The sequence below is a fragment of the Bordetella ansorpii genome (genome assembly GCF_900078315.1).
GTDB lineage: Bacteria > Pseudomonadota > Gammaproteobacteria > Burkholderiales > Burkholderiaceae_B > Bordetella > Bordetella ansorpii.
The window spans coordinates 1-25,038 of record NZ_FKBS01000015.1; the positions used below are offsets into that span (position 1 = coordinate 1).

19 protein-coding genes are annotated in these 25,038 nt (G+C 66.0%); 13 read left to right on the forward strand and 6 right to left on the reverse strand.

Features of this window, described 5'->3' with window-relative positions:
• The first annotated feature begins 175 nt into the window (after positions 1-175).
• Positions 176-487: a 30S ribosomal protein S10 gene (gene rpsJ / locus A7W11_RS14615; RefSeq protein WP_003806903.1), complete on the forward strand. Its 312-nt coding sequence runs from the start codon at positions 176-178 to the stop codon at positions 485-487.
• A 152-nt stretch (positions 488-639) separates the two neighbouring features.
• On the opposite strand, the gene A7W11_RS14620 is transcribed toward rpsJ, so the two are convergent.
• The 6 genes from A7W11_RS14620 to A7W11_RS14645 all read right to left on the reverse strand — a co-directional run bounded on the left by A7W11_RS14620 (position 640) and on the right by A7W11_RS14645 (position 6,008).
• The gene (locus A7W11_RS14620) at positions 640-930 is read right to left on the reverse strand and encodes a PAAR domain-containing protein (RefSeq protein ID WP_066414132.1); all 291 of its coding nucleotides are present in this window, start codon (positions 928-930) and stop codon (positions 640-642) included.
• Positions 931-977: 47 nt separating this feature from the next.
• Complete coding sequence (locus A7W11_RS14625; RefSeq protein WP_156523104.1) at positions 978-1,580, reverse strand: hypothetical protein; 603 nt, start codon at positions 1,578-1,580, stop codon at positions 978-980.
• Positions 1,581-1,584: 4 nt separating this feature from the next.
• Positions 1,585-2,412 (reverse strand): hypothetical protein, encoded by an 828-nt coding sequence (locus A7W11_RS14630; RefSeq protein ID WP_066124684.1) that lies wholly within the window; start codon positions 2,410-2,412, stop codon positions 1,585-1,587.
• A gap of 94 nt (positions 2,413-2,506) precedes the next feature.
• Positions 2,507-3,334: a hypothetical protein gene (locus tag A7W11_RS14635; RefSeq protein ID WP_066414144.1), complete on the reverse strand. Its 828-nt coding sequence runs from the start codon at positions 3,332-3,334 to the stop codon at positions 2,507-2,509.
• Position 3,335: 1 nt separating this feature from the next.
• Entirely contained in the window at positions 3,336-3,809 is a 474-nt protein-coding gene (locus A7W11_RS14640; protein WP_156513291.1) for a hypothetical protein, read from the reverse strand.
• Between the two features lie 48 nt (positions 3,810-3,857).
• Positions 3,858-6,008: a type VI secretion system Vgr family protein gene (locus A7W11_RS14645; RefSeq protein ID WP_082887261.1), complete on the reverse strand. Its 2,151-nt coding sequence runs from the start codon at positions 6,006-6,008 to the stop codon at positions 3,858-3,860.
• A gap of 478 nt (positions 6,009-6,486) precedes the next feature.
• On the opposite strand from A7W11_RS14645, the gene A7W11_RS14650 reads away from it, so the two are divergent.
• The 12 genes from A7W11_RS14650 (at position 6,487) to rplP (ending at position 25,032) form a co-directional block, all read left to right on the forward strand.
• Entirely contained in the window at positions 6,487-7,134 is a 648-nt protein-coding gene (locus A7W11_RS14650; RefSeq protein WP_066414146.1) for an STN domain-containing protein, read from the forward strand.
• A 13-nt stretch (positions 7,135-7,147) separates the two neighbouring features.
• Positions 7,148-7,660, forward strand: coding sequence for an RNA polymerase sigma factor (locus A7W11_RS14655; RefSeq protein WP_066414155.1), 513 nt, complete (start codon positions 7,148-7,150; stop codon positions 7,658-7,660).
• The gene (locus tag A7W11_RS14660) at positions 7,657-8,604 is read left to right on the forward strand and encodes a FecR family protein (protein WP_066414156.1); all 948 of its coding nucleotides are present in this window, start codon (positions 7,657-7,659) and stop codon (positions 8,602-8,604) included. Before A7W11_RS14655 ends, A7W11_RS14660 begins: the two co-directional genes overlap by 4 nt.
• 159 nt (positions 8,605-8,763) lie before the next feature.
• Entirely contained in the window at positions 8,764-20,448 is an 11,685-nt protein-coding gene (locus tag A7W11_RS14665; RefSeq protein WP_066414157.1) for a filamentous haemagglutinin family protein, read from the forward strand.
• Between the two features lie 300 nt (positions 20,449-20,748).
• The gene (gene rplC / locus A7W11_RS14670; protein WP_066124699.1) at positions 20,749-21,438 is read left to right on the forward strand and encodes a 50S ribosomal protein L3; all 690 of its coding nucleotides are present in this window, start codon (positions 20,749-20,751) and stop codon (positions 21,436-21,438) included.
• Positions 21,439-21,443: 5 nt separating this feature from the next.
• On the forward strand, positions 21,444-22,061 hold the full coding sequence (gene rplD / locus A7W11_RS14675) for a 50S ribosomal protein L4 (RefSeq protein WP_066414159.1): 618 nt from the start codon (positions 21,444-21,446) through the stop codon (positions 22,059-22,061).
• Positions 22,058-22,354: a 50S ribosomal protein L23 gene (gene rplW, locus A7W11_RS14680; protein WP_066124704.1), complete on the forward strand. Its 297-nt coding sequence runs from the start codon at positions 22,058-22,060 to the stop codon at positions 22,352-22,354. Before rplD ends, rplW begins: the two co-directional genes overlap by 4 nt.
• On the forward strand, positions 22,355-23,182 hold the full coding sequence (gene rplB / locus A7W11_RS14685) for a 50S ribosomal protein L2 (RefSeq protein ID WP_066414164.1): 828 nt from the start codon (positions 22,355-22,357) through the stop codon (positions 23,180-23,182).
• A 12-nt stretch (positions 23,183-23,194) separates the two neighbouring features.
• Positions 23,195-23,470 carry a 30S ribosomal protein S19 gene (rpsS, locus tag A7W11_RS14690; protein ID WP_066124710.1) on the forward strand — a complete coding sequence of 92 codons (276 nt, stop codon included), beginning with the start codon at positions 23,195-23,197 and terminating at the stop codon, positions 23,468-23,470.
• A 3-nt stretch (positions 23,471-23,473) separates the two neighbouring features.
• Positions 23,474-23,803, forward strand: coding sequence for a 50S ribosomal protein L22 (gene rplV / locus A7W11_RS14695; RefSeq protein ID WP_066124713.1), 330 nt, complete (start codon positions 23,474-23,476; stop codon positions 23,801-23,803).
• Between the two features lie 9 nt (positions 23,804-23,812).
• Positions 23,813-24,613 (forward strand): 30S ribosomal protein S3, encoded by an 801-nt coding sequence (rpsC, locus tag A7W11_RS14700; RefSeq protein ID WP_066124714.1) that lies wholly within the window; start codon positions 23,813-23,815, stop codon positions 24,611-24,613.
• Between the two features lie 2 nt (positions 24,614-24,615).
• Complete coding sequence (gene rplP / locus A7W11_RS14705) at positions 24,616-25,032, forward strand: 50S ribosomal protein L16 (protein WP_066414167.1); 417 nt, start codon at positions 24,616-24,618, stop codon at positions 25,030-25,032.
• Positions 25,033-25,038: the final 6 nt, after the last annotated feature.

Below are 25,038 nucleotides of genomic sequence, written 5' to 3' on the forward strand. Positions count from 1 at the left end.
TCCGTGAAGGCGGTCGTACCGTCGGCGCCGGCGTCGTCGCCAAGATCCTGAAGTAATCCCCTCGGGGTAAAACCCGAAGCGGCGCCTCCACCGGTGGCGGGGGCGCCAGCAATTCTTCCGGGGTGGTAATCTTGCCGCCCCGAATCGCCGCAACATTCGTTCTTTAGGAATCGCCATGAAAAACCAGAAGATCCGCATCCGCTTGAAGGCTTTCGATTACAAGCTGATCGATCAATCCGCCGCCGAGATCGTCGACACCGCCAAGCGCACCGGCGCCGTGGTCCGTGGCCCCGTGCCGCTGCCCACCCGCATCCGCCGCTATGACGTGCTGCGTTCGCCGCACGTCAACAAGACGTCGCGCGACCAGTTCGAGATCCGCACGCACCAGCGTCTGATGGACATCGTCGATCCGACCGACAAGACGGTCGACGCGCTGATGCGCCTGGACCTGCCGGCCGGCGTGGACGTGGAAATCGCGCTGCAATAAGCAACGCAAGCAATACCTCTTACATGGCGCGCCCCGCGCGCCATGACACCGCGGCGGACTTCATCGAAGTCCGCCGCAGTCGTTTTGGGGCCTGCTTCTTGTATGCCCAACGGCCTGCGCCATCGCGCCGCGGCCGGGCCGATATCGAGCGCTCAGCCGCCGATGAATACCGTCTCGGAGCCTTCGGCGATCTGCCCGCCGCACGAGATGGGGTCGCCGATCCTGCCGGCGGCCTTGCCGTTGATGAACACCGAGCTGGAGCCCGTGGCCAGTGCCCGCGCGTGGTCGGCCTCGTTCGGTCGGGCATGCGAGGCGAAGGGGTCGCCCTCGCGCACCGCGGGCTTGCCATCAATGCTGACGTCGGGCGAGGCGCCGATGCACGGCGTCGGCGGAGCGCCATCGTGATCAGAGGCTTGATCGTCGAGGCGGGCGGCGGCTGGCATAGGGTCGATGTCTCTGAACAGGTGGGATGGTCTGCGGGGCCTGGCGCTCAGCGCCGGGCGTCCGTCTGGGCGAGCTTGATTTCGGGATGAGACAGGAATTGCCGGAAGTCCTTGGGCAGGGCATGCAGCGCCGCTGGCGTGCAGTCGATCTTCACCTGGTCCGAGCGCGCCGCCAGTGTCACGTACACCTTCATCTTGTCCGCCAGCAGGTGAGGCACGAAAGAGGACAGGGTCTGCTCTTCGAACAGGAACGCCGGGTTCATCGATCTGGCGGCAATGAAGAAGGCATCCTCCGTGGGCACCGATGGCGTGGCCTCGGTCCAGGCTTGCCATACCTGTTCGTCGCTGGCGCCCTCGCACCAGGACAGCGACGCCGCGCCGACGTGTGTCCAGCCGGCTGCCGCGCACAGGCTGACCCAGGACGCCGCAGGGATGGATTGCAGTTCGCGACGGATCGATATTTCTCCTTCGCCGATCAGCGCGGAAACGCCCGCGGCCCGCTGCGGTGGCGACGTCCTGGCGAAGCGGGCAAACAGATTGGCATTCGAGTGCTGAATGCGCCAAAGGTCCGGCATGCTTTGGCCACCCTGGGACAGTATGGCGCCGGCCAGTGCCGGCTTGCTGGGATCCACTGCTTGCTGAGTGTTCATCGGGTTACGGGATCGGTTGCTGCATCAGGCGTGCAGGATTGAAATGGGTGTCTTCGATCTTGCAGCCCGCGGGCGGCAGGCCCTGCAGATAAGGGTGCAGATTGGGAATCTGCCGATAGGGCTGGTCGTAGCTCGGTGCGCTGTTCTCAACGACGCAGCGCGCACGGGAGCGGGCAGCCAATTCCCAATACAGGTTCTTGGGGCCTTCGACGCTCCAGACGCCTGCCGATACTCCCAGGCCGCCTGCCACCAATCCCGTTCCGGTATTGGCAATCGTGGCCTGGAAGATGAAATCGCTCGTGAATCCGCCCTTCACGCCGTTGTAGCCCTCGATCCGATAGATCCCGGCAGCGCCGACGGCTTCGATCTCGGCGCCAGCAATGCCGCCGGGCATGCCGGCCAGATCATCGAAAGAAAAGGGTTTGGTTGCGTATACCAACTGAGGAATAGCCTTCTTCATGCGTTCGTAGAGCGCCATGCCGCTGTTTGCCCCGGCTTGCTCTCTTTCCATGGTGACAGCATCGTCGATCTGCTTGGCGTCTCCGGCAAGGTCGTTCACCTTTTCGAAGGCCAGGGCATCCCTGGCGGAGCCGCCCACTGCCTTGAATATCTTGCCAATGGGGGCGCTGACGGTGACGCCGCAATTCAGGATGTTCACCACGCTGATGGCCATACTGTCGAGGCCGAGAAAAATGAAGCTGTGATAGCCGCACACGACGGCTAGGCTACCCTCGTACGAAATGAGCCAGCGCCTGGATTTGGCGCCCATGGTGCCCACCCAATCCTCGGGCCTCATCAGGTCGTTGCCGAACGGAAAGTCTGTGTCGCTCATGTCATCGGCTCCGCAGTCGCGGAAAGCGGTACCTGTCTTCCGTGGATGGCATAGCGGATAGGGGCCGCCCGTACACGCCGATCTTGCCAAGCCATCATGGATAGCCTCGTTGGAGTGTCTTCATTGGATTGAAGTGGGTTTCGTCCAAAGAGCACCCTGCCGGCGGCAAGGACTGCAGATACGGATTCAGGTTTGGAATCTGCCGGTACGGCTGATCATAGCTAGGGGAAGTGTTCTCCACCGAGCAACGTGCCCGTGAGCCGGTTGAAAGCTCCCAATAAAGATTGTGTGAACCTTCGACGCTCCATACTCCCGCGGAAACTCCCACGCCCGCTGATACAAGGCCAGTCCCGGCATTGGCAACCGTTGCGGAAAAGAAATAGTCGCTAGTCATTCCGCCCTTCACGCCGTCATAACCGTCGATGCGATACAAACCCGCGGCGGCGCCGATTTCGATTTCAGCGCCAACGATGCCTCCCGGCATCACCGCTAGATCATCGAACGAAAAAGGCTTGGCAGCAAAAATTACTTGAGGGATGCCCCGCTTCATACGCTCGTAAAGCGCCATCCCCGTAGTGGCGTTGCGCTGCTCCCGGTCCGTGTTGATGGCGTCGTTTATTTTCTTGGAGTTTCCGACCTTTTCATTCGCGCTTTCGAGATCGAGCGCGCCGCGGGACGTCCCTCCCGTGCTCTTGAACACTTTGCCGATCGGCACGCTGAGGCTCGGACCACAGTTGTAGATGGTTACCAGACTGATGGCCAAGCTGTCCAAGCCAAGAAAGATGAAGCTATGGTAGCCGCATGCAAATGTCAGACTGCCTTCGTAGGATATCTGCCATCTCTCGGATTTCGTGCTCGAAAGACCGAGCCAGTCATCGGGCTTGGACAGGTCGTTGCCAAAGGGAAACTCCTGGCTGCTCATATCACTGATCCGCGGGTGTCATGAAGCAGTACTTTTTTTCCCTGAATTGCATTGCGACATACCGGCAACCGCTCCAGTTTTCGCTCAGGCAGACCTGCTCGGGGTCCGCCATTTCTTTCATGGTGCATTTCTCGTTCTTACACACCGTCGTATAAAACTTCCCCGTTTCCAAGTGGCCGGCGGAAATGATGGTCTTGTCCTTTTGCGGGTCAAGGGCCTCGAATGCATTCACCAGGGCCTGCTGCTGCTGGCGTGTGCCAAATGGCGGCTGTCTTCCAATGGTCAGCTCTCCGGCCAACACCATGTTCTTGGTGTACTCGGAATACTGGTCGCTGCCGCAGGACAGCTCGCCCTGTGCCGACGCCAGCGGCGGCTTACTCTGCTCACCAAAAAAATGCGATGCAATCCACACGCAGGCGATCAAGAGCAGCAATGCCCCACCCGAAATAAAAAACTGCCGCTTGTTGTGAATCATGACGATCAATGTCTTTATGCGATTGGCTGAGTGTTGAAATGACGGAGATCAATTCAGATTGATCTTCTTGGACGAGAGCGCAATCTCGTTCTTCGCCTGCATTTCGATGCCGTTCTCGAAATCCAGAAAGAGCGTGTCTCCACTGAGTCTGATGAAGCCGTCTGCGGTCAAGCGCAGTTCCGATTTGCCGACCTGGACATGGAACTCGCCATTCGACGTCAGCGAGACAGTATTGGCGGCATCGGCCGAGAAATGTGAACCCGACGTGAACTGTATCGAGTGCCCCGCGCTCTCGACGATGGTGCCACCCACCGTCACGGTCTTGGTCAGGCCCACGAACTGCGTCTTCACGCCGGCCGTGGCTTCGTTGATGGCCTGGTCGGCGAACAGCGAATAAACGCCGCGTCCCAACTGGTTGATGCCGGGGATGGGCAGCGATTTGGCGACATCGGCGATGCCTTCCACCAGCTTGCGGAACGAGCTGCTCAGCACGCGTCCCACCCCGCTGGGGCCGACGTGCAGCGTCATGTTGCCGTGCACCGACTCGCTGTGATTGCCATCGACCTCGATGGCCTTGTGGTGGCCCACGGACTGCACCCAGTTGTTGTCGATGCGTTCGGTATGGTTGTTCTTGGTCTTCTCGTTGCGGTCTTTCTGCGCCAGGACGTAGATCTCTTCCTCGCCGGTCTTGTCTTCGAAGCGCAGCGCATTGGCCGTGTGATAGTTGCCGCCCGGGCTGGAACGCGTATAGATGCCCATCTGGGTTTCGTTGTCGGGCAGCTTCCAGGGCGGCATCCTGGCCGCGTTGTAGACCCGGCCCGTGATGATGGGGTAATCGGGATCGCCATTCAGAAAATCCACGATCACTTCATCGCCGATGCGCGGCACCTGGATCGCACCGAAATTGCCGCTGGCCCAACTGCTGGAGACGCGGATCCAGCACGAGCTGTTTTCGTCGTGCTTGTCGTAGCGGTCCCAGTGGAAATGCACCTTGACCTGGCCGTACTCGTCGGTCCAGATCTCCTTGCCTTGCGGGCCTACCACCACCGCGGTCTGCGGGCCCTTGGTGCGCGGCTTTTCCGTGATGCGCGGCGGGCGGAACGGCAGCTTGGTGTCCTGCACCGTCAGCATGAACAGGCATCGATGGCCCTGCGAGGCGTCATCGCCCATCGAGCTGTAGTTGTTCTCCTTCAGGTCGTAGCGCGTGGCCAGCACCAGGTATTCGCGGTTCTCTTCCGTGCGCGGGCAGCCCGTCAGGCTGAACAGCGAGCCGGTGGCCACGCCGCGCACCGTGCTGCGCAAGGTGCGCGTGTCGCGCACGTGGTGCTGTTCCTGCATGCGCTGGCGCGCGTAACGCTCGCCCAGCGTGGTGTCGCCGTAGTTGCCGGGCCAGTCATACACTTCGGCCTGGCTGTGTTCGTGTTTCAACGGGATCTGCTGACGCGCCTTCAGGTCGGCGTTGGGCGTGACGAAGTTGTAATCGTTGGTCGTGTACTGGCCTGGCCGCAGGTCCTGGTACACCGCCATCCGGGTCATGTAGTCCTGGCGCGGCAGCGTCAGCTTGTCCTCGGGGAAATACGGGACCTGCTCGTACCCGGCCACGGTCTTGTGGCTCTGCACGTCGTCGCTCATCACCAGGGTGTGCTTGTCCTGGTCGTGGCGGAAATAATAATGAATGCCTTCGGCTTCCAGCAGGCGGCTGACGAATTGGAAATCGGTCTCGTCATACTGCACGCAATAGACGCGCGGCTCGTAGTTTTCCGCCAGCTCGAATTCGAATGTATGGCCGTAGGGCGCCAGCACCTGCTCGACGGTGTCGGGCACCGTCTGGTTCTGGTAGATGCGGAACTCGCGCTTGTGCGTGGCCAGCCACAGCCAGGGCACTGCCACGGCCTCGTAGACGAAATAGCGATCCGTGTCGCCCGCCTGGCCGACCAACGCGAAACTGGCGATCACCCCGCTGAGATAACGGGGCGTGGCCGCGGCTTCGATGGTGATGGTCAGGGGTTGGCCCAGCAGGCCGCCGACGTCGACCTGCATCGAGCGATGCAGCAGGCGCACCCGGTATTCCGACAAGGCGGACAGGGCATCCGTGCCCTGCATGGCGTCAAACAGGAATCCGGAGGGCTCGGCCCCGACCGAAACCCGGATCACTCGATCTGCATTCAGTATGTCTGATAGGTCTGAAATCGAAGACATCTAACCCCGCGTAAAAGAGCGGGTGCTCCTTTGAATCGTATTGTCATAAAACTGTAGTGACCCGAGGCATACTAATGGAACCGCAATGGGCAGATTTCCGAAATTTGTTTCAAATGGTCGGGAATGCTTCTGTCGGTAAACCAGGCAGCAAAATAAAAGAACCGGCGGGTTTATTGCGACAGGACAGAATGCCCGCCGCGCTGCGTCCTGGGCCGCATCCGCTGCCGGCCCTGTTCGCCGCCGCCCATCCAGCGGCATGCTCGTCATTAGCGGCCAGCGAGGCCCCGTCTGGTGGCGGGGCTGGGCGCACCGTTCTTCGGTGGCATGTCACGATTTGGTCAGATTGGCTTTCTAGACTGGCTGCCTTTCCACGCTCCGGGATGGTGCGCGATGCGCGGCGCCTTCAGACCGGGGCCCGTTTTTCGACCCGATGAATCGCACATGGTACCGACACCCGCCGCGCGTCGGCGTTGGAGTGATGGTGGCCGTCATGTCGTGCGCCATGCTTTTCATCGCCATGGCCCCCGATGTTTGCGCGGACACGCAACACTCGACTCCACAGGACTTCGACATTCCTCGGCAACCGCTGCAGGCGGCCCTGGAACAGTATGGCGTCCATACTGGCCGGGCATTGCTGTACGAAACCCGCATCCTGGCCGGGCGCTTCTCGTCGCCGGTGGTCGGCCGCTACACGCCGGACGCCGCGCTGCATCGGTTGATCGACGGGACCGGGGTGCGTGCCGATTACGTGAACGCGAACGCGTTCGTGCTTTCGCTGGCCGCCACGCCCCCGCCGCGCGCGGTCGAACGGATTCCGCCCGGCAAGGCGCGGTATTACGGCCTTCTGCAAGCCGGGATAGAGCAGGCGTTGTGTGGGGATCCGGTCACCGCGCCTGGCGGGTACCGCGTTGGCCTGCGTTTCTGGCTGGATGGGGCCGGCGTGATGCAGCAGTTCGAATTGGCAAGATCCACGGGCAATGTTGGCCTCGACGAAAAGATCATGGTCCGGTTGCGGGGTTTCAGCGTGGGCGAGCGGCCGCCACCCGGCATGCGCCAGCCCCTGACGGTCCTGATCGAGCCTGGGGACCGAGCCACCACGGGCGATTGCGCGGCCGGGCCGAACTAAACGGGCGAAGACGATGAGCACCTACACGCTGGCCGAACTGCGCCATTTCCTGACCGATCGCTACGACGCCCTGAAGCGCCGCCTGGCCTACCAGCTGGGCAGCGAAGAGCGCGCCGGCGATGCGCTGCACGACACCTGGCTGAGGTTGAATGGGCGCGATGACATGCAGCCCGTGGAGAACCCGCAAGCCTTTGTGCTGCGCATGGCCGTCAATGTGGCGGTAGACCGCTGGCGCAAGGACACGCGGCTTGTCAGTGCGTCGGAAATCGATGATCTGCTGCAACTGGACGACGCCGAACTCGGGCCGCGGCACAGCTTCGAAGCCCAGTTCGAGCTGCAACAGCTGCTGCGCGTTCTCGACGAGTTGCCGGAGCGGCGGCGCCAGATATTCCTGGCCATACGCATCGACGGCGTCTCGCGCAAAGAGTTGGCCAAGCAATACGGAATCTCGCAACGCGCCATCGAGGCGGAATTGCGCCGCGCGCACGATTACTGCGCGCAGCGGCTGGACAGGGAAGGGGCATGATGCACGACCCTATTCTCGACAAACAGGCGCGCGACTGGCTGCGCCACCTGACCTCCGGACAGGCCACGGGCCGCGATGTGAAGCGGTTCGAGCAATGGCGCGACGCCAGCGCGCAGCATCGGGCGGCCTGGAACAGCGCGCGCCGGAGCTGGCGCGACCTGGGTGACCTGGGGCGCGCCTGGCGCGAGCGCCGGCCCGCCGAGCAGCCGGTCCGTTCGCGGCGCAGGCTGATCCTGGGGGCGGGGTTGGCGGCAGGCGGCGCCGCGGCCACCGCACTGGCGACGTTCCCGCCGCTGGCATTGTGGCCGTCGCTGCGCGAATGGGGCGCGGACTATCGCACGGCGGTCGGCGAGCAGCGCCGGCTGACGCTGGCGGGGGATGTGCATGTCGTCATGAACACGCGCACCAGCCTGTCGTCCTGGATCGAGGCGGGACAGCAGCGCATCGAACTGCTGGAAGGCGAGGCCGCCTTCGAGTGCGCGCAGGGGGACCGGCCACTGGAAATTCTGGCCGGCGGCGGCAGTATCCGGGCCGGCGTGGCCAGCCTGGACGTGCGGCGGCTGGCCGGCAATGTCTGGGTCACCTGCCTGGCGGGCCAGGCCGAGGTGCTTCACGGCGGGCGGCTACTCGCGCTGGGACCGCGGCAGCAAGTCCGCTACGACCGGGAAGACCTGCAGGCCGTCGTCGCCGTTGCCGATCCTTCTGCCGCCGCCTCCTGGCGCAACGGCGTCGTGGTGATCGACAACCTGTCGTTGTCCGACGCCGTCGATGAGATCAACCGCTATCGGCCCGGCCGGGTGGTCCTGGTCAATGACCGGCTGGCCGGACGCCGCCTGAGTGGGCGGTTCCCCATCGGCGACCTCGATGTGGCCCTGAGCCAGATCGAACGCCTGCTGGGCGCGACCCTGCGGTACGGGCCTGCCGGACTGGTGTTGATTGCCTGAACGTCGCGTGGCATTCCAGGAAATGTATCAAGCCATAAAAATTTAATCAGGGACGAGCTTCCGGTTGCCGGGCGCCCGCACGTCTATGCGGGGTAACGGTCTTGTCGACGGAAGGTTCTCCGGCGGGGCCGATGGCCCAAGTTTTCCGGAACTCTCTCCATGCCCGTTCGCTCTGTGTCCCGCGCCGCCGTCCCGGCCTTTCCCTTGCAGCCCACGGCGTTGCATGCCGCTCTGGCGGCGTTGCTGCTGGCCGGTGGCCTGGCTGCTCCCATCCAGGCCCACGCCGCCGGCGCGTGGTGGGCGGTGCAGGGGGCCGCGCGGGAAAGCGTGTCCGGCGCCGCCGGTCTGAACGCCGCCCGGCTCAAGCGGGCCCAGGGCGCGTCCACGCAATCGGCGAACCAGCGGCTGGCCGCCGAGCAGGCAGAGCGGATGGTCGCCAACGCGGGCCGCACGGCGCAGGTGATCGCCGCCGAGATGGCGCGCCAGCAGCGCGAGCGCGACAGACTGTTGGCCGGTCCTTCGTCCATTCCGGAGGGCGTGGCGCCCGGCGGGCTGCAGCAGGATCTGGCCGCGGGCTGGGAGGGCGCCGAGCAGGCGCTGCGCATCCGGCAGGAGCAGGGCCGCACCGAAGTCGCCATCAGGCAGGACAAGGCGAAGGCCATCCTGAACTGGAAGACCTTCAACGTCGGCAGAAACACCACCGTGCATTTCGACCAGAGCGCGGGTACGGATGCCAGGACGGGACGCAACGACTGGGCGGTGCTCAACCGCATCACCGATCCCAGCGGCAAGCCCAGCGAGATCGCGGGCCAGATCAAGGCCGAAGGCAGTGTGTATCTCATCAACCGAAACGGCATCATCTTCACCGGAACCAGCCAGATCAACACCCGCAGCCTGGTGGCCTCCAGCCTGAAGCTGACGGACGAGCAGTTCAGGGCGGGCCTGAACGTACGGCTCGGGGCGAACACGGGCGATCCGGGCTACTGGAGTGGCCTGGAGATCGCGGTCGGCATTCCCACCTTCGGCGAAAACCCCACGAACTTGCCGGCCGACTCGCTCGTCCAGTTTGCCGACATGGGGCCTGCCTTCGATCCGGGCGCGGCGCCGGGCGATGTCAAGGTGCAGGCCGGCGCGCAGATCAAGGCGCAGGGCGGCCATGTGCTGCTGTTCGCGCCCAAGGTGAGCAATGCCGGCAGCATCCGCACGCCGGACGGCCAGACCTTGATGGCCGCGGGCGAGAACGTCTGGCTGGAAGCCAAGGCGGACGACCCCTCCGTGCGCGGATTCGATGCCGTGGTCTCGTCGGTGCGGCCCTGGGCCTTCCCGGCCAGGTTCCTGGTCGAGCCGCGCACAGACCCCGCCTTCCAGCAGTATCTGATCGGACGAATCGTGTCCGACATCATGCCGCGGATGGAGCAGCGCGCGGCAGAGGTCGGTTACAGCGTGCTCAACACCGGCATCGTGCAGGCCGATCATGGCGACATCACGCTGGTATCGCGCGAGATCAACCAGAACGGCGTGCTGCAGGCCAGCACGGCGCTGAACAACCGGGCGGGCTCCATCCGCCTGCGTGCGTGGGGCCAGGGCGTCTACAACATCGACAACAATCTCGCCGCCTCTGCGTCGCATCTGGTGGCGTGGTCGGGGGGCGCGCTGACCCTGGGGCCGGACAGCATCACCCAGGTCGTCAACGATTGGCAGGACGCCACGCAGATCGAAAGCAGCGCGCTGGCGAACCGCTATCAGCCCGGCCGCATCGAGCTCTACGGCAAATCCATCGACGTGCAGGCCCGCGCCCAGGTCACCGCCGCGGCGGGCGAGATCGACATTCAGGCCCAGGCCAATCCCGCGGCCCTGCTGCGCCACCTTCAGTTCGGCGACGGCAGCCGCATCCTCGTCGGGGAAAATGCCACCATCAGCACCGCTGGCCTGCTGGAGATGCCTGTCGACATGGCCTCCAACTTCGTCGAGGCCGAACTGCGCATCAACGAACTGCGCGACTCTCATCAGCAGTCGGGCACCTGGCTCTACGGCAGGAAAGTCATCGTGGACCGGCGCAAGTCGGGCACCCTCGATGGCCTGATGGGGGGCGTGGAATGGGTGACCGACGACTCGGGCAAGGTGGTCAAGGGCGCCTGGATCGGCACGCCGCTGGCGGACGTGACGGGTTGGGTCGGCAATGGCCTGGTCACCCTGTCCGAGCTGGCGGCCCGGGGCGGCAGCATCACGATCCAGTCCAACGGCTCGATGATTACGCGGCCGGGCTCCATCCTGGACGTCTCCGGCGGTTCGGTGCGCTACAGCGACGGCTGGAATACCGAGACCCTGCTGCGCGGCGCGGACGGGCGCCTGTACCCGATGTCGTCTGCTCCGGCGGACATGATCTACGTCGGTATCGCGGGCCAGTATCAGGCGACGCACGCGCGCTGGGGCGTCACGCGCACTTTCCTGAATCCCGTGCTGCCCGCACGGCGCTGGGAGCGCGGCTACGCCGAAGGACGAGAGGCGGGCTCGATCGAAATCCTGGCCGGCAGCGCCTTCATTCTGGAAGGCGAGATGAAAGGCTCGGTGCAGCCGGGCGACCGCGCGCAGGAACTGTCCGACCTGCCCCAGGCCGGCCGGCTTTTGATCGGCTCCAATCGGGCGCAGGAAGGCCTGTGGACCCTGGGCAAGGTCATCATCGGCAATACGCCTACGCTGTTGCCCGAGGACTTCACCATCGACAGCCCGCTGGGCAAGGACGCTTTCCTGACCGAGGAGGAAGGCCAGTCCGCGGGCACCGCCGCGGGCGCGGGCCGGACCACCTGGCTGTCGGCCGCTTCGCTCAGCCATTCCGGCATGGGCTCCATCGAATTGAACCTGACCGCCGGTTTCAACCTGGAAGAAGGCACCGTGGTGAACCTGACGCCGGGCGCCCGCTTTGTGGCCCAGGTCTACGATGGCTCGGGCAACCCTGGCGATTTCGACATCCAGGGCAGCCTCATCGCACCGGGCGGCAGCATCACCCTGAGCGCGGGCGGGGTCGCGGACAGCGTGCTGCGGCTGGGCGCGAACAGTGTACTGAGCACGGCGGGCCAGTGGATAAACGACACCGCCAGCGGCGGCGCCACGTTGGGCCGCGCCATCCACGGCGGCAGCATCGTGCTGGGCACGCCCGTGAAAGAAGGCCTGGGGACGGTGTACGGCAAGGTGGACGTGGCGGCGGGCGCGGTGGTGGACGTATCCGGCGGCGGCTGGCTGCCCGATGCCGGCCCGGACGGCCGCGGCGGCAAGATGCGGGCCGGCAACGGCGGTATCGCCAGCCTGATGGCGTTCGACAGCGCCGCGCTCGATACGCTGGACCTGCGAGGCTGGTCGGGGGGCAACGCATCCCGGCTCAGCATCATGGCCACCAGCGACGTGCAGCTGGGCGGCGCGGCGCCCGGGGGGGAAGCCGTTCCCGGCGCCCCGGAAACCCTGCATCTGCCCGAAACGCTGTTCAGCGAGCGCGGCTTCGGCACGATCAGCGTCCGCTCGCTCGGCGGGGATGTCGTGGTCGCGCAGGGGGCGCAAGTCCGCGTCCTGCCCACGGGGTGGGACATGTCGGCGCCACTGGCGTTGCGGGGGCTGCCCAGCGGCCAGTCCTTGGGCAGCGTGCTGGGCCCCGTGGCGCTGGATGCCTTGCCCGGAGACGTCCGCGCCGCGCGCGCGCCCGGCGGCCTGTCGCTGACCACCGGCGTATCCGGTGGAAGCATTCGCATCGATGCGGGCTCCCTCATGCAGGTGGAACCCGGTGGGTCCGTGTCCCTGGATGCGGGCGGATCCGGGCAAGCCACCATCGCGGGCCGCATCGTCGCACCGGCGGGCACGCTGGACATCCGGGCCGTCACCTCGTTGACGCTGGCCGAGGGGGCGGAACTGCTGCTGCCCGGCGTGGCGCAAGTTTTCTACGATCCGGTGACGCAGTTGCAGCGGGGCAAGGTCCTCGCGGGCGGCACGGTCTCGCTGACGGCGGGTTCGCTCGACGCGCGGGCAGGTTCGTCGATCGACGTATCCGGCGCCAGCGGCACGGTGCAATACTGGGCTCGCGATGCGGGCGTGCTCGGCCCCAACCGGCGCGCGGCGCAGGAACTGGGCAGCGATGGCGGCGCGGTGGCGGTCACGGTGTCGGCGGGCGGCGCCTTCAACGCCACGTTGCGCGCCCACGGCGGCAATGCGCTGGCGGCGGGCGGCTCCTTGTCCATCGTGGACACCAGCTCGGCCGGCAGCCCGTCCGGAGACCTGGTGACGCCTGACATCGGGTCGTTCCTTTTTTACCGGACACCCGCCGGAATGACCGGTACGCACACGTTCGACGGCGTACAGTACACCCGCGTCATCGGCACGAGCGCCAACCTCGACGTGTTCGACGAGTACGTCGGCGACGTCCGGATGGCCAGCGCAATGCGCACGGCGATCAACGGCACATTGCCGACGCTGGTTTCCAGCAGCAACGGGATGGTCATCGACGCTGGCGCGGCGTCGGCCAGCGGGTCCGGCCAGGGCATGGCGGCGTGGGAATACAACACGTCCATCGATCCGCGGGTGGTCGAGCTGCTCAACAAGTATTTCTGGAGCGGCACCGGGACGGCCTTGAGCCACAAGATCAACATCGGCCGCATCGCCACGTCGGACAGCACCCTGCACGTATCGGCGGCATCGCTGCAGAACACGGGCATTTCCGCGCTGAGCCTGCAATCCACCCAGGTGGGCGTGCAGGTTTCCGGCGGCGTGGATCTGAATGTCGAAGGCCGCTTGCGCATCACGGCGCCGGTCATCAAGAGCGACGGCAAGGGTGGTACGGCGCGCCTGCACGCCCACGCGCTGCAACTGAGGCCCCTGGCCGGCACGGTCGGCGCCGCCGCGGTCAATGCAGGAGAACTGATCCTGTCGGCCAGCCAGGTCCTCGATATCGCGGGCGGCAGCGTGAAGGGCGATGCCTCGCAATCGGTCAACGTGAATCTGCGGGGATTCGAGCGCACCGTGCTGGAGACCGGCGACCTGCGCTTCGTGGCGGGGTTGTACAGCGAAGGGGGCACTGACTACGACGACGCCAATCTGCGGGCCACGCTGGACGTGGATGGGGCATTGGAAATCCGGGCCGCGCAGGTCTATCCGGGCACGGCGGTGACGGCGCGGATCGTGTCGGGCCAGTCCATCGCGGTACGCGGCAACGGCAGCGCCGAGGCGCCGCTGTCGGCCGGCGGCAGCCTGACGCTGAGCGCGCCCGTGATCGAGCAGACGGGCGTGCTGCGGGCGCCCTTCGGCCAGATCGTTCTGGAAGCCAGCGACCGCCTGGTGCTGGGCGATGCCAGCCTGACCTCGGTCTCCGGCGCGGGCCTGGGCGTTCTCTACGGCACGCTTCGCAATGCCGAATATTGGCTGGACCCGTCCAACCCGCAGGGCCGCAGCCGGACCAATCCCAACGATGCCGGCGTCCTGGACGAGAACCGTTATCTGTCTTCGCTGCCTGAGAAGCGCGTGTCCTTGCAGGCGCCGGACGTCAGCATGGCCGCGGGGGCGGTGGTGGACATCGCGGGCGGAGGCGAGCTGTACGCCTGGGAGCACGTGCCGGGGTCGGGCGGTTCGCACGACGCGCTGACGCTGCCGGGCATGTACGCCGTGCTGCCGCGCTATGGCGGGCTGTCGCCCGAGGTGGCCGCTGGCGGGGACGCCGCGGGCCGCAAGGTATGGCTGGCGGGCGGTGGCCTGGAAGCGGGCTGGTACACGCTGCTGCCGGCGCGTTATGCCTTGCTGCCCGGCGCCTTTGCGGTGCAGGCCACGGGGCAGGCCATGCCGGCGGGCGCTGTGTCTTCGGCAGAGGTGGCTCGCTTGCGCGATGGCTCGGTGCTCGTGGCCGGCCGGGTGCAGGACGCCATCAGCGGCGCGCAGGATGCCGCATCGTCGGTCTGGCGCGTGTCCTCGGGCGATCTGGTGCGCAAGGTCAGCGAATTCAACGAAGCCCGGGGCAACGCCTTCTTTGCCTCGGACGCTTTCAAACTGACGCAGTACCGCCTGACGGGGCAGGACGTCGTCACCCCGCGGTTGCCGCGCGACGGCGGCGCGGTGGTCTTCAAGGCCGCCAGCTCCCTGGTTCTGGATGGCCAGTTGCGCGCGCAGCCTGACGAGGGCGGCCGAGGCAGCCTGGTGGACATTTCCGCCGACAGAATCGCCATCGTCGGCGCCGGCCAGGATGGCAGCGATCTGCGTGCCGCCGGCTATCTGGTCGTGGATGCCGGCAGCCTGACGCGCTTCGGCGCGGGCAGCCTGTTGGTGGGCGGCACGCGCACCGGCGACGCGCAGGGCCTGCAAGTGGACGTTGCCGCGAGCGACGTCGTGCTGCGCAACACGGCGGACTCCGCGCTGAGCGGTCCCGAAGTGATCCTGGCCGCCACGAATCTGGTGTCGATCGAGTCGGGCAGCGTGCTGCGCGCGGACGGCCAGGCTTCCGGCGAGGACACGGCGCTGGTGCTCAAGCCGCAGGCGGCGGCCCAGTGGAACAACAACAACACGCCGAACGACACCAACGACGATTACATCGTCACGCCTTCCAAGGACTGGGGCGCCTTGGTGCGCGTGAGCAGCGGCACGGCGGTGCGGGCGTTGCGCCAGAACGTGGACACCACGACGGGCGGGCAGGTGCGCATCGGCGCAGGCGCCCGGCTGGACGGTGGCGCGGCATTGCTGATCGATGCCACCAACACGACCGAGATGGCGGCGGGCGCCCAGGTTTCCGGCACGGCCCTGTCGGTGGCCGCGGGCCGCATCGGCATTGGCGGGGGCTCCGCCGGCCTGGTGCTGGACGCCGACGCGCTGGCGCAGCTGTCGCGCACGCAGGCGCTGACGCTGCACAGCTACGGCAGCCTGGATTTTTATCGCGCGCTGGACATGCGCGATCTGGCGCAGGTGGTGCTCGATGCCGCGGCGCTGCACGGTGCCGGCGCCGACGCCGTGCAGGTGCAGGCCACCCGCCTGACGCTGCAGAACACCGGGGCGCAGGCCGCTGGCGCCGGCGTGGGCAGTGGCCGCCTGGAACTGATGGCCGACGAGTTGGTGCTGGGCGCCGGCAATAAGTCCATTTCCGGTTTCGGCCAGGTGCTGCTGACGGGGCGCCAGCGCATCGTGGGCGAAGGCAGCGGCGGCCTGGATGCCGGCGCCGCGGCGCTGACGCTGAGCGCGCCGGTGCTGCAAGGCGGCGCCGGGGCCGACCAGACGCTGCGCACGCAAGGCCAACTGGTGCTGCAGCGCACGGCGGACATGGACGCCGCCGCAATCACGGCGCTGGGCGCGCGCAGCCTGGGCGCTCGCCTGAGTCTCTCCGGCCAGGGCGTCACCATCGCCTTGCCGGTGCTGGCGCTGGGCGGCAGCGTCTCGGTGGATGCCGGCACGGGCGACCTGACGGTCACGGAGCAAGGCAGCCTGCGCGTGGGCGGCCTTGAACAAGTGTTCTTCGACGTGCCTCAATACGTGGATGCCGGCCAGATCGGCCTGGCCACCCGTGGCGGCTTGATCGACCTGGCTCCGGGAAGCCTGCTGGACCTGTCGGCCCATGAGAATGGCGGCGACGCCGGCAACCTGACGGTCGACGCATCGGCCGGCGGGCGCGTGAACTTCGGCGGCACGTTGCAGGCGCGCGCGGTCACGGGCAGCGGGAACGGCGGCCGCTTCGCGCTGGCCATCGATCAATTGGCCGACTTCGGCTCGTTGGCGCAAATGCTCAACCAGACGGGCTTCAGCCAGTCGCGGCAATTCCGCATCCGCGAGGGGGACCTGACCATCTCGGGCGCCACGCAGGTGGCGGATTTCGAAGTCATCACCGATCGCGGGTCGATTACCGTCGACGGCACGGCGCATGTCGACGCCAGCGCCACCTACGGCGGCAGCATCCGCCTGGTGGGCGGGGGCGGCCTGGCCATGCAAGAGGGCGCGGTGCTGGCCGCCCGCGCCACCGACGCCACCGACGGCGTGGGCAGCGGCCGCATCACCCTGGAGGCCGTCAACGGCAACCTGCAGCTGGCCGGCGGTACGCTGGACCTGAGCGGTGGCGAAGGCGGCAGGCTGCGGCTACGGGCGCAGCGCAATGCGGGCAACGACGGCGTGAACGTCACGGCGTTGAATGCCTCCGTACAGGGCGCCCGTTTCGCCGTGCTGGAAGGTGTGCGCAGCTACGCCAGCACGGATGGCACCGTGGAATCCGTCAAGGCCCTGGCCATCGACCAGGCCAATGCCTTTGCGGGCAACGCCTCGATCCTGTCCGGCCTGGGCGGCAATGCAGGCGCCTATAGCCTGGCCGCGGGCATCGAGATCACCAGCGCCGGCAACCTGACCCTGGGCAGCGATTGGAACCTCAACGGCGACTTCGGCGCGGCGCACCGTGAAGGAACCTTGACGCTGCGCGCGGCGGGCAACCTCAATCTCGATGGCCACCTGAGCGACGGCTTCGACGCGGCCGATCGGCAGGGCAGGCTGAGCACCGCCGCATCGTGGAACCTGCGCCTGGTGGCGGGCGCGGATCTGGCTTCGGTCGACGCGCTGGCCATGCAATCGCTGGGCGCGCTGGCGGCCGATGCCGGCACGCTGCGTGTGGGCACGGCCGACGTCACGCCGGGTAGCGGCGGCGCGGGCAAGCTGGTGCGCACCGGCACGGGCGACCTGACCGTGCGCGCCGGGCGCGACGTGATACTGGCGCACAAGGAATCCGTGCTGTACACGGCGGGCCGTGCCGAAGCGGACCCGACGCTGGGCGGGGGCTTCAGCACCGCAAGCAGCGGCGCCCAGTACGGCGCCGACGGCGGCCACGTCGACATCGCGGCGCAAGGCAGCGTGCAGGCGCCCATCGTTCAGGGGGCGCGATCGGATCAGATCCTGACGGAATGGCTGTTCCGCCAGGGGCGCTACGGCGGCGACGTTTCCAGCCCCTCCGGTTACTACGATGCATACCAGGTCGGCAACCCCTGGGACATCCCCCCGACCATGTCCGCCCAGGGCCAGCAACCGAGCTGGTGGGTGAACTACGCGAGTTTCGAGCAGGGACTGGGTGCGCTGGGCGGCGGCAACGTGCGGCTTTCCGCGGGCGGCGATCTGGTCAATCTGGTCGTGGCCGTGCCCAGCACCATGCGCGTGACGGGCGGGCGCGCCGCCAGCGATGCGGCGGCCGCCATCGTCAGCCGCAATGGGGGGCAACTGCGTGTCACGGCGGGGGGCACCCTGAAGGCGGGCCAATACTACGTGGGCCGTGGCGCGGGGTATATCGAGGCCGGGGCGAGCGGCGCCGGCTATACCCTGACCGGCACGGCGAACACATGGCCCTTCACCGCGTATCGCTACGACATCGCGCCCGTGCTGGCGTTGTCCGACGCCACGCTCACGCTCAAGACGCTGGGCGATCTGGTCGTGCAGACCGTGGTCGATCCCATGGAAATACGCCGTGCCTACGTCGACCAGGCCGACAGGGATGTCTCGGGCTCGGCCAGCCACGGCCTCTTCATGAGCAGCTACACCGAACGCAGCGCCCTCAAGCTGGTGTCCACCGGTGGCAATGTACGGCTTGAGAACCAGTCGGAATTCGTGGCGGGCAACAACACGGGCAATACCACCCAGCTGGTCAGCGGCGTGACGGACACCAAGCTTCAGTCGGACCGGCTGGGCCTGTACCCGGCCAAAGTCAGCGTCTCGGCCCTGGGCGGGAACATCGAGGTGGGTGGATTGCTGGCGATGGCGCCGGCGGCCACCAGCGACCTGTCGCTGCTGGCCGCCCAGGACCTGCGTTTCCTGCGCGGCAACGGTCCGCTGAGTACCGGCGCCATCGTCATGTCTCAGGCGACGCTGGAAAAATGGCCGTCGATACTCACGTCCTGGAACGGGCTCACGACGATGCTCAGCGGCGGGTCGGCGTTCGGAACCCCGCTGAAGGGCCCCTATCTGTCGAATACGTTCCTGACGAATGTCCTGAACGGCTCGGTGTTCGACAATCCCGACACCTTGCCCATGCAACGGTATGACTTCGCGCCCAGCCGCCTGTATGCGGCCAGCGGTTCCATTACCGACCTGAATCTGATCGCGTCGGAGTCGGTGCGCGTGCAGGCCGGCACCGACATCCGCAACGTCGAATTGAGCGGCCGCAACCTGCGCGCCACCGACACCACTGTGCTGGCGGCGGGCAACGACATCCTGGCGATCGAAAACAGGCTCCTGTCGCACCCTTACACGCCGTATGGCGGCAGCGCGCAGACCTATTACTACGACCGGGGCAGCCGCGCCACGCTGCAGGGGCCGGGGGAACTGCTGCTGCTGGCCGGGCGCGACATCCAGGGCAACAACCTGTCGCTGTATTCGAACGCCAACCGCTATTGGGACTACGTCGGGGCGATGCCGCGCGTCGAGCAGCCCAACGTCATCAAGGCGCTGCCCGAGACCGGCGCAAACATTACCTTGATGGCCGGCATGAACGCCGCGCCCAGCTACGCGATCTTCGAGCAGGCCTATCTGGACCCCGCCAACGTGGCCGCCATGCCCGCCTACCTGAAGACCACGCTGGCCGATGGCACGGAAGTGCCGCTGTACCTGACCGATGGGGTGGAACTCCGTGGCGATCTGAACAAGCTGGGGCGCCGTGGCCTGGTCTCCTTCATGGAGGGGATGCTGGGCGCTGACACGGTCGCCAGCCTGACCGGCTCCGAGGATGGCAAGCTCACCGAGCAACAGGCATGGGAGCACTATCAACGCTTGCCTGCGCTGGTTCGCCAGCAGTTCCTGCGCCAGGTATTCCTCTACGAATTGCGGCAGGGCGGCCGCGACCAGAACGACGTGGATGCGCGGAACGCGCCCAGCAACGGCGGTTACCGCCGGGGGTACGCGGCCATCGACACGCTGTTCCGCGGCGCGGCGGCCGAGGACCAGCCCGTGCGCTACGCGCAGGACCTGCCGGACGACTGGCGCGGCAGTTGGACGGGTTCGGGCAATGTCGCCCTGACGCGGCTGGCGGCGCGTACCCATCAAGGGGGCGACATAAACGTCTTCACCCCTGGGGGCGGCCTGCAGGCGGCGGCGCTGGGCGCGGCGGTGCCTGACGGCTACGGTCTGGTCACCTTGGCCTCGCCGGGGCAGATCAATGTGTACGCGGACCGGGACATCATCGTGAACCGGTCGCGCATCCTGTCCTTTGTCTCGCAGGCCGAGCCGCTGGGCAGCGACCAGGTGCTGTGGTCCACGCGGGGGGACATCGACGCAGGCCGGGGCGCCAAGACCGTGCGCGTCCCGCAGGCGCCGACCGTCTCCGCCGACCTGGACGGCAACATCACCGTGGAGGAAAAGCGCGACATGAGCGGCGCCGGCATCGGCACCGTGGGCGAGGGCGACGTGGACCTAGTCGCCCCGGGGGGCACCGTGAACGCCGGCGATGCCGGCATCCGCGTGGCGGGCAACTTCAACGTGGCCGCCTTGCGCGTGTTGAACGCGGCCAACATCCAGGTCGAGGGCGAGTCCAAGGGCGTGCCGGTCGCCGTGTCGGTCAATACCGGTGCGCTGACCAGCGCCAGCGCGGCGGCCAGCAGCGCAGCCACGGCGGCGCAGGACTCGGTGTCGCGTGCACGCGACAGGACGCGGCAGGCGCTTCCGTCCATCGTGACCGTGCAGGTTCTGGGCTTCGGCATGGACGGCGCGGCCGCACCCGGCGCCCAGCCGCCCGCCGGCCGGGCGCCGGTGCGCCAGGGCGCCCCGTCGGGATCGCCTGTCAGCTACCGCCCCGAAAGCGCCATCCAGGTGCTGGGCGATGGGGAACTGCCGGCCAGCCAGCGGGCCCGCCTGCAGGAGGGCGGCAGCCGGTAGGTTTTCCGGAGAAGGAAAAGGGCTGTATGGAAAAATCGACACGAAATCATCGTGTTAGTCATATTGCCTTGCTATCTGGCTCTTTTCCGTGCTAGGATTCGAGACTTGCCATTTTTGGCATGGCCGCTCATGGTCCGTCCATACGGCCCTTTCCGTCAGGCCCGCACACCTCAGCGGGCACGATGGATCGGCTGGCGGGATCCGGTCTTCGGATCCGCCGGAATCATCACTTTGTAGGGCAAAAGCCTTTACCTTTGCCTGATTAGCCCCGACCAATCGCAGTCGGGAATGGAGAAAACGATGTCGAATCCGACACCCACGCCGGCCGCCCATCGGCTGGGCCTGGTGGGCCGCAAGGTCGGCATGACCCGCATTTTCACGGAAGATGGTGAATCCATCCCCGTGACCGTGCTGGACGTGTCCAACAACCGCGTGGCTCAGGTCAAGTCGCCTGAAGTCGACGGCTACGCAGCCGTTCAGCTGGCCTATGGCACTCGCCGCGCTTCGCGCGTCGCGAAGGCCCAGACCGGCCACTACGCAAAAGCCGGCATCGAAGCCGGCAGCATCCTCAAAGAGTTCCGCCTGGATCCCACCCGCGCCGCCGAATTCACGGCCGGCGCCGTGGTTGCCGTGGAATCCGTGTTCGAAGCCGGCCAACAGGTCGACGTGACGGGCACCACCATCGGTAAGGGCTTCGCCGGTACCATCAAGCGCCACCACTTCGGTTCGCAGCGCGCGTCGCACGGTAACTCCCGTTCGCACCGCGTTCCCGGCTCGATCGGTCAAGCGCAGGATCCCGGCCGCATTTTCCCCGGCAAGCGCATGGCCGGCCACCTGGGTGACGTTACCCGCACCGTCCAGAACCTGGACGTGGTGCGCGTCGACGCCGAGCGCGGCCTGCTGCTGGTCAAGGGCGCCGTCCCCGGTTCCGCCGGCGGCGATGTCATTGTGCGTCCGGCCATCAAGGCGCCGGCCAAGAAGGGGGCGTAAGCACCATGGATCTCAAGCTCCTGAATGACCAAGGTCAGGCCGCGACGTTCAGCGCGCCCGACACCGTCTTCGGTCGCGATTACAACGAAGCGCTGGTTCACCAGATCGTCGTGGCCTACCAGGCCAACGCACGCAGCGGTAACCGTGCCCAGAAGGATCGTACCGAAGTCAAGCACTCCACCAAGAAGCCCTGGCGCCAGAAGGGTACCGGCCGCGCGCGCGCCGGTATGACCTCGTCGCCGCTGTGGCGTGGGGGTGGTCGCACCTTCCCGAATTCGCCTGAAGAAAACTTCAGCCAGAAGGTCAACAAGAAGATGTACCGCGCCGGGATCCGCTCGATCCTGTCGCAGTTGGCTCGTGAAGACCGCATCGCCGTCGTCGAGACGTTCTCGCTCGAATCGCCCAAGACCAAGCTCGCCGCTGACAAGCTGAAGTCGCTGGGTCTGGATTCGGTCCTGATCATCACCGACTCCGTCGATGAAAATATGTACCTCGCCACGCGCAACCTGCCGCACGTTGCCGTGATCGAGCCCCGTTATGCCGATCCGTTGTCGCTGATCCACTACAAGAAAGTGCTGATCACCAAGCCGGCCATCGCTCAACTCGAGGAGATGCTGGGATGAACGCCGAACGCTTGATGCAAGTCATTCTGGCGCCCGTCGTGACCGAAAAGGCCACGTTCGTCGCCGAGAAGTATCAGCAAGTCGCTTTCCGTGTCGTGGCTGACGCTACCAAGCCGGAAATCAAGGCTGCCGTCGAACTGCTGTTCAAGGTGCAGGTCGAGTCCGTGCAGGTCCTCAACCGTAAGGGCAAAGTCAAGCGCTTCGGCCGTTTCACCGGTCGTCGCCGCGGCGAGCGCAAGGCTTATGTCTCGCTCGTCGAAGGCCAGGAAATCGACTTTGCGGAGGTGAAGTAAATGGCCCTCGTTAAAGTAAAACCGACTTCGGCCGGCCGTCGTGGCATGGTCAAGGTGGTCAACGCTTCGCTGCACAAGGGTGCTCCGTTCGCCGCGCTGACCGAAAAGCAGATCCGTGGTTCGGGCCGTAACAACAACGGTCACATCACGATCCGCCACAAGGGCGGCGGTCACAAGCAGCACTACCGTCTCGTCGATTTCCGTCGCAACAAGGACGGCATCCCGGCGAAGGTCGAGCGTCTTGAATACGACCCCAACCGTACCGCGCACATCGCACTGCTGTGCTACGCGGACGGCGAGCGTCGCTACATCATCGCTCCCCGTGGCCTGGAAGTGGGCGCAACGGTGCTGTCGGGCATCGATGCTCCGATCCGCGCCGGCAACACCCTGCCGATCCGCAACATCCCGGTCGGTACCACGATCCACTGCGTCGAGATGATCCCCGGCAAGGGCGCCCAGATGGTGCGTTCGGCGGGTGCATCCGCGGTGCTGCTGGCTCGCGAAGGCACGTACGCCCAGGTCCGCCTGCGCTCCGGCGAAGTGCGCCGCGTGCACATCGAGTGCCGCGCCACCATCGGCGAAGTCGGTAATGAAGAACACAGCCTGCGCCAGATCGGTAAGGCCGGTGCGATGCGTTGGCGCGGTGTGCGCCCGACGGTTCGCGGCGTTGCCATGAACCCGGTCGACCACCCGCACGGTGGTGGTGAGGGTCGTACCGGTGAAGCTCGCGAGCCGGTCAGCCCGTGGGGTACCCCGGCGAAGGGTTTCAAGACCCGTCGCAACAAGCGGACGAACAACATGATCGTCCAACGGCGCAAGCGCAAGTAAGAGGCGAACACTATGTCACGTTCGATCAAGAAGGGCCCGTTCGTCGATGCCCACCTCATCAAGAAGGTGGACACTGCCGTCGCGGTCAAAGACAAGAAGCCGATCAAGACCTGGTCGCGCCGTTCCACGATCCTGCCCGAGTTCATCGGTCTGACGATTGCCGTGCACAACGGCAAGCAACACGTTCCCGTGTACGTCAACGAGAACATGGTCGGCCACAAGCTCGGCGAATTCGCGCTGACCCGTACGTTCAAGGGTCACGCCGCCGACAAGAAGGCGAAGAGGTAAGCGATGGAAACTACTGCCATTATCCGTGGGGTTCACATCTCCGCTCAGAAGACGCGTCTGGTCGCGGATCTGATCCGCGGCAAGTCGGTCGCTCAGGCGCTGAACATCCTCACGTTCTCCCCGAAGAAGGCCGCCGGCATCCTGAAGAAGGCTGTCGAGTCCGCCATCGCCAACGCCGAGCACAATGACGGTGCCGACATCGACGAGCTGAAGGTCACGACGATTTTCGTGGACAAGGCTCAATCGATGAAGCGCTTCTCGGCTCGCGCCAAGGGCCGCGGTAACCGCATCGAGAAGCAGACCTGCCACATCACGGTCAAGGTCGGAGCCTAAGGAGTCAAGATGGGTCAGAAAATTCACCCCACTGGGTTCCGTCTCGCGGTCACCCGTAACTGGTCGTCGCGTTGGTACGCTGACGACAAGGCCTTCGGCGGCATGCTGGCCGAAGACATCCGCGTTCGCGAATACCTGAAGAAGAAGCTCAAGAGCGCTTCCGTCGGTCGCGTGGTCATCGAGCGTCCCGCCAAGAACGCCCGCATCACCGTCTACTCGGCTCGTCCGGGCGTGGTGATCGGCAAGCGCGGCGAAGACATCGAAAGCCTCAAGAGCGATCTGCAGCGTCTGATGGGCGTGCCCGTGCACGTCAACATCGAGGAAATCCGCAAGCCGGAAACCGACGCTCAGCTGATCGCCGACTCGATCTCGCAGCAGCTCGAAAAGCGCATCATGTTCCGCCGCGCCATGAAGCGCGCCATGCAGAACGCCATGCGTCTGGGCGCCCAGGGCATCAAGATCATGAGCTCGGGCCGTCTGAACGGTATCGAAATCGCGCGTACCGAGTGGTATCGCGAAGGCCGTGTGCCGCTGCACACGCTGAAGGCGAACATCGACTACGGCACCTCCGAAGCCCACACCACCTACGGTGTGATCGGCATCAAGGTCTGGGTCTACAAGGGCGACATGCTGGCCAATGGCGAGCTGCCCCCGGAAACCGCCGCTCCGCGTGAAGAAGAGCGCCGTCCGCGCCGTGCCCCCCGTGGCGATCGTCCCGATGGCGCCCGTGCGGGCCGTCCCGGTGGCGGTGGCCGTGGTCGTGGTGGTCCCCGCAAGGCGGACGCTGCTCCGGCGCCTGAAGGAGAATAACCATGCTGCAACCCTCTCGCAGAAAATATCGCAAAGAGCAAAAAGGCCGCAATACGGGCCTGGCTACCCGCGGCGCTGCGGTTTCCTTCGGCGAATTCGGCCTGAAGGCAACCGGCCGCGGCCGTCTGACCGCGCGTCAGATCGAAGCCGCCCGTCGTGCCATCAACCGTCACATCAAGCGTGGCGGCCGTATCTGGATCCGTATCTTCCCCGACAAGCCGATCTCGCAAAAGCCGGCTGAAGTCCGGATGGGTAACGGTAAGGGTAACCCGGAGTACTGGGTCGCCGAGATCCAGCCCGGTAAGGTGCTGTACGAAATGGAAGGGGTCAGCGAAGAGCTGGCGCGCGAGGCGTTCCGCCTGGCTGCCGCCAAGCTGCCGATCTCCACGACGTTCGTTGCGCGTCATATCGGTTCTTAAGGAGTC

Coding starts and splice junctions, on each gene's coding strand:
- rplV (WP_066124713.1), top strand. CDS start 23,474: ATGGAAACTACTGCCATTATCCGTGGGGTTCACATCTCCGCTCAGAAG.
- A7W11_RS14665 (WP_066414157.1), top strand. CDS start 8,764: ATGCCCGTTCGCTCTGTGTCCCGCGCCGCCGTCCCGGCCTTTCCCTTG.
- A7W11_RS14640 (WP_156513291.1), bottom strand. CDS start 3,809: ATGATTCACAACAAGCGGCAGTTTTTTATTTCGGGTGGGGCATTGCTG.
- A7W11_RS14660 (WP_066414156.1), top strand. CDS start 7,657: ATGATGCACGACCCTATTCTCGACAAACAGGCGCGCGACTGGCTGCGC.
- A7W11_RS14650 (WP_066414146.1), top strand. CDS start 6,487: ATGGTGGCCGTCATGTCGTGCGCCATGCTTTTCATCGCCATGGCCCCC.
- A7W11_RS14645 (WP_082887261.1), bottom strand. CDS start 6,008: ATGTCTTCGATTTCAGACCTATCAGACATACTGAATGCAGATCGAGTG.
- rplB (WP_066414164.1), top strand. CDS start 22,355: ATGGCCCTCGTTAAAGTAAAACCGACTTCGGCCGGCCGTCGTGGCATG.
- rpsJ (WP_003806903.1), top strand. CDS start 176: ATGAAAAACCAGAAGATCCGCATCCGCTTGAAGGCTTTCGATTACAAG.
- A7W11_RS14625 (WP_156523104.1), bottom strand. CDS start 1,580: ATGAACACTCAGCAAGCAGTGGATCCCAGCAAGCCGGCACTGGCCGGC.
- rplC (WP_066124699.1), top strand. CDS start 20,749: ATGTCGAATCCGACACCCACGCCGGCCGCCCATCGGCTGGGCCTGGTG.
- rpsC (WP_066124714.1), top strand. CDS start 23,813: ATGGGTCAGAAAATTCACCCCACTGGGTTCCGTCTCGCGGTCACCCGT.
- A7W11_RS14635 (WP_066414144.1), bottom strand. CDS start 3,334: ATGAGCAGCCAGGAGTTTCCCTTTGGCAACGACCTGTCCAAGCCCGAT.
- A7W11_RS14620 (WP_066414132.1), bottom strand. CDS start 930: ATGCCAGCCGCCGCCCGCCTCGACGATCAAGCCTCTGATCACGATGGC.
- rplW (WP_066124704.1), top strand. CDS start 22,058: ATGAACGCCGAACGCTTGATGCAAGTCATTCTGGCGCCCGTCGTGACC.
- A7W11_RS14655 (WP_066414155.1), top strand. CDS start 7,148: ATGAGCACCTACACGCTGGCCGAACTGCGCCATTTCCTGACCGATCGC.
- rplP (WP_066414167.1), top strand. CDS start 24,616: ATGCTGCAACCCTCTCGCAGAAAATATCGCAAAGAGCAAAAAGGCCGC.
- rpsS (WP_066124710.1), top strand. CDS start 23,195: ATGTCACGTTCGATCAAGAAGGGCCCGTTCGTCGATGCCCACCTCATC.
- rplD (WP_066414159.1), top strand. CDS start 21,444: ATGGATCTCAAGCTCCTGAATGACCAAGGTCAGGCCGCGACGTTCAGC.
- A7W11_RS14630 (WP_066124684.1), bottom strand. CDS start 2,412: ATGAGCGACACAGACTTTCCGTTCGGCAACGACCTGATGAGGCCCGAG.